3 protein-coding genes are annotated in these 4,716 nt (G+C 67.3%); 1 reads left to right on the top strand and 2 read right to left on the bottom strand.

The features are described 5' to 3' along the window. The first annotated feature begins 363 nt into the window (after positions 1-363). The gene (locus AB0D59_RS50995) at positions 364-972 is read left to right on the top strand and encodes a barstar family protein (protein ID WP_362580037.1); all 609 of its coding nucleotides are present in this window, start codon (positions 364-366) and stop codon (positions 970-972) included. A gap of 35 nt (positions 973-1,007) precedes the next feature. On the opposite strand, the gene AB0D59_RS50990 is transcribed toward AB0D59_RS50995, so the two are convergent. Together AB0D59_RS50990 and AB0D59_RS50985 are read right to left on the bottom strand one after the other, a co-directional pair. Next, on the bottom strand, positions 1,008-3,458 hold the full coding sequence (locus tag AB0D59_RS50990) for a site-specific integrase (protein WP_362580034.1): 2,451 nt from the start codon (positions 3,456-3,458) through the stop codon (positions 1,008-1,010). Then, a partial coding sequence (locus AB0D59_RS50985; protein WP_362580031.1) for a site-specific integrase occupies positions 3,451-4,716 on the bottom strand: 1,266 nt, incomplete at its 5' end. The genes AB0D59_RS50985 and AB0D59_RS50990, both read right to left, overlap by 8 nt.

Raw genomic sequence — 4,716 nt, 5'->3', positions numbered from 1 at the left:
CTTCTCTGCACTTCACTCTCACGGGTGAAGGCGGGTATGTGACTCGTCAAAGGGCCTCCGAGGTGGATGAGATGGGGTCAGGGATGGTGGATCCGGCGACCGCCGGGCAGGTCCCCCCGCGCCGGTAAGATCAGCGCTCTCTTTGGGGGTGCGATGCGAACATCAGGGCGGGTCGGCGAGGGGCAGAAGTACGCGCTGACCTCGGATGAGGACGACAGCGACTTCTGGGGCTTCGCTCACGAGGCCGAGGGGCTGTTCACACCCCTGACGGGTGAGGAAGGAGCGCGCCGAGTGCACCTCGCGGGTTGCCTCCCGCAAGGTGGCCTACTCAGATGCGCTGACCACCTCGGTAGTCGTCGTGCCGTGGCGGGGAACGCCTGGTTCGAGCTCCTGGACCGTGACGGTGCCACCGTGGGGTCCTACTTCGTCAACGAGGTCACCGTCATCGACGTCAAGCCCTCCGCCCGCGGTGCCGGCCTTGTCGACCTCACGGTGACGCTCTGGTGCGAGAACGCCCTGCCCGGAGCGGAACGACAGTGGGAGCTGGTCCGCACCGGTCACCTGAACCACACCGGAATGTGGCACGAACTCGCGCCTGAGGACCGACACGCGTGGCTGTCGGTGGCCCTGTGGTCCCGGGAGTACCAACGCCAGGGGAAGCCCGATGCGCCTGCAGGCCAGGTGTTCACCTTGGACGGCCGACACATCGTTGACCGGGACACCTTCTACTGCGCGATCGGTGAGGCCATCAACGGCCCCGGTGGGTACTTCGGCTGGAACCTGGACGCTCTGGACGACTGTCTGAGAGGTGGCTGGGGCGCGACCACTCCGTTCACCTTGCACTGGGACTCCTCGGCCGAGGCTCGGACGCGGTTGGCAGAGCGCGTGCCTGCCGGTGATCGCGAGCTTGTGCTGTTCGACCTCCTCCTGGAGATCTTCGAGGAACGGGGTGTGAGCGTCATCCTTCGGTGACAGCTCGTTGCTTCGAGGCATCGGTCTGGGGGACGTCATTCGGACTCCTGCGGACGGCGGCGTGCGGGGATGCCTAGGTGGACGGCTGGTCGCTGGGCTCGGCGTTGGGTCTCGTCGTGCTTTGCGCGGAGGAAGGTGAGGGTGAGGTCGATGCCCTCGATCTCACCGATCCAGCCTTCGGCCTCGGCCTGCGTCCTGCGTTGCACGAGGTCGGCTTCGAGCTCGGAGAGCCGGGCGAGCATCTTGGGATTGACGTGGAGCATCGGGCAGCGGATGCAGGCGTGTTCGTGCTGGCAGGGGGTGCCGTAGGGGCGTCCGCAGGAGCCGAGTTCGACCTTGCGGCGGTCGAAGTGCTCCTCGAACTCGGTCCACTCGTCCGAGGTGGCGTCTCGGTATTCGTCGGTGGGACGGATCTGGCGCCGGTGTTCCAGGTGTTCCTGGTAGTGGCGGATGACGTCTTCATCGAACACCGCGACGTAGCCGCGAGTGGTCTGGACATTTAGGTGCCCGAGCAGGGCCGCGCCAATGTGGATGGGCAGGCCGCTGTTGACGAGTTCGGTGATGAAGATCCGGCGGAAGTCGTGCGGGGTGAACTTCAGCCCCTTGAAGCCGGGGTGCACTTCGGCGAGCGCGAGGCAGCGCCGCTCGATCATCTTCTGGATGGTGCCGATGTTGAAGACTGCGGGAACCGTGCCGTTCTGCCGCTGGAACAGGAACGGCATCGGAGGACTCCAGACCTTGTCGTGCGGGTCATAGCGAGTCACGAGGGGGATCGGCCGGCCGGTGCGAGCGTGTCGGCGGATGATCGAGGCGATCACGTGGAAGAGCTCGGCGGACATCGGGATCACGCGTTCGCGGTCGGTCTTCGAAGGAGCGATGACCAGCAGCGCGATGACCTCGCCACCGGGCCGCTGATACTGGCGGATGCTCAGGTGGGTGAGCTCGCACAGCTCCTCGACGCGGACGCCGGAGTGCCGCAGCGTCTCCACCGCTGCCCAGTCCCAGAAGGTGGTTTCCTCCTCGGCGGCGATGTGGACCATCTCGCCGCTGTCGTTGTTGCGCAGACGCGGCGGGATTGGTGCTGTGTGACGGCTGAGCTTGCGGTCGGCTTCGCTCAGCACGCGTGTGTAGCTGGTGCCGGCGAAGGTGAACGACTCTCCCTCGGTCGCTCCCTCGGCAAGCTGGAGCAGTTGGCGGAAGTGGTCGTAGCGGGACTCGACGTGCTCGACGAGTACCGGCAGCAGCGGCTGACGCTGGCGGGTGCGGTCGGCGCTGCGTTCGTTGATCCGTCGGCGGCGAGCGCCGAGGCCGTGCAGGTCAGAAGGCGGGACAGGGCAGGGAGCGACCCACGTAGCCCACCGCTCAGGTTCCTGAGCAGCCCAGGTGTGCAGGTCGTAGTAGAAGCTGCGGACTGAGATGACCAGGCTGTCTACTCCGGCGCGCGGAGCGCCGTTGTCCTTGACGGCGATCATCTGCCGCCAGGCGGTGTAGATCTCCGGGGAGATCCGCAGGTCGCCCTGGTCGGGGTTGAGACGTTCGATCTTCTCCCAGAAGTGATGGGCCAGGTGCAGGACCAGGTTCTTCAAGGTGGCGTAGTCGGTGTCCGCACGGCGCCGAGTGAAGTAGTCGATCAGCAGCCCGCGAACGGCCTGGTTGCGGATCGGATAGAGGTCGATGAGCTCCTCGACGCTCTTCTGGCCCCGCATGAGAGCGGCGCGCATCGTTGCCGGAACGGTCGGCTGAAGGTGCCCCACGGCGTGGAGTACGTGCCACACGCCTTGGCCACGGAGCCGGTTTCCGGCCTTGTTCCCGGGGTCCACCACCGACCAGGCTCGCCGGTTCTCCTGCGCGAAGTGCAGCAGAGCGGGAGCCGTGACGTCGCCCAGCGCGACCCCCTGGACCGCGAGCAGAACGCACAGGTCGAACAGGGCCTCAGTGCGGTGCGCGTAGGTGTGCTGGTGCAACTCGACCTGCTTGGCGAACTCGTCCAGCAGCGGGTCACTCTGGGCGGAGATGAAGTGGGCTGCGAAGCCGGTCATGTGGTGGCGCCGGAAGGCAACCAGGGACGGTTGGATGACGCGCAGGCAGATCAGGGCTCGCAGGCCGGTAGTGAGTTTGACGCTAGGGCTGCGGCGGCACTCCAGGTCGTTGACGTCGGCCAGTCCTTGCCCGACGGGGCTGGCGTCCCACCGTTCCTGCCAGGTCAGGCCGGGGAAACCGGCCAGGTAGTCCAGGAGGAGCCCGGCGGCCTGGCCTCGCTGCTGTCGCGTTGACGTACCTCCATCCCAGGTGTCGACGACCAGCTTCGCGATCCACCGCGAACTGCTGCGGGACAGGTCGCCGAACGGGCGGGGTGGCGTCTTGGCGGTGGCCAGCTCGGCTGTCATCGGGCCACCGACGAAGCGGCTGGGGTAGTCCAGGCCCTCGGCGATCGGGCCGTGGCGGCGGCTGACGCCGGTGGTGGGGCTCGCGGCGGTCTTAGGCACCGAACACCGCCGCGATGTCGTCGGCGGCATAGCCGGTCGGGTAACTCACCTGGGGGCGCGGCTGGTTGTAGTGCTCCAGCAGGGCGTCGAAGATCTCCTCGACTCGCACCGCCAGGTAGCGGCTGGTGGTCTGGATATTCGCGTGGCGCAGCACCGCCTGGACCTCGGGCAGTGTGAGCTTTCCACCGTTGGCCATCCGGTGGGCCGCGGTGTGGCGCAGGTCGTGAAGCGTCCAGTTCGTGCGCAGGTTCTGCTGGGCCCGCTGCACCACCCGACGCATCGCCCAGTAGGTCAGAGGCCGGTCTTCACCGTGCCGAGTGCGCCAGACCGGCTCGCCGGTCTCGGGCGTGCCGACGCTGTCCAGGTAGCGGGCGAGTCGGACACATGCCTCCGGCGAGATCGGCACGAGCTCGCGTTCCCGGGTGCCCTTGGTGATGACGTAGAGTCCCGGCTTGGCCCAGTGGACGTCGTCGGTGCCGACGCCGAGCAGTTCCTCCGCCCTGGCGCCGCTGGAGACGTAGCAGTCGAGCAGGGCTCGGTCTCGCTCGCAGCCCATGGCGGCGAACAGCTCGTCCCACAGCGGATCGGGGATGGAGCGTGGAGGTCGGCTGGTGACCTTCTGACGCAGCCTGGCCCGGCCCAACACCGGCTTGGGCACCAGCGGGCTCAGGTGGTTCAAGGCCCGGCGACGCTGTGACGAGGCGGGCACCGGGTTCGCTACCGGGCCGCGTCCGTAGTGCGCGTGGAACGTGTAGAAGCCGCTGACCACCGACAGGGCGTGGTTGATCGTCGTCGGTGCGTACCCGGGGCTGAGGTAGGGCTTTCCGGTCCGGGGATTGACCGTTCCCGGAGGCGGCGACTGCGGGTTGCGCCGTCGGCGCTGCGGGTTCGGGGCAGTTCGCAGCCAGCCGGTCAGGACGGCCGTCTCCGCCTCGGTCGCCCGTTCCCAGGCAACGTCGAGCAGCCACAGCAGTCGGAACCACCGCAGCATTCCGAACCCGTAGCTACGGGCGGTCAGCGGGCTGCTGTCACTCAGCGCCAGGTCGCGCAGGTACGCGGTGACCGGCTCCACCTCGCGTCCGAGGCCGTTGACAACCATGAAGGGAGGGTGGGCCTCTCCGGTTTCCACCACGGCACCAGCGTGGGGCAGCTGGGCCCGACCCTCCATCAGTTCGTGACGTAGATCCACTTCGCTCTCCTTGATCGTGATGACCAACACCGCGATCAACGAGGAGAAGAGGTGCAGATAACTGTGCAC

This window comes from Streptomyces sp. NPDC048417 (assembly GCF_040651615.1).
Lineage (GTDB): Bacteria > Actinomycetota > Actinomycetes > Streptomycetales > Streptomycetaceae > Streptomyces.
Note: the sequence above shows the minus strand (reverse complement) of the source record. Positions and strands in the feature narration are given on the sequence as shown.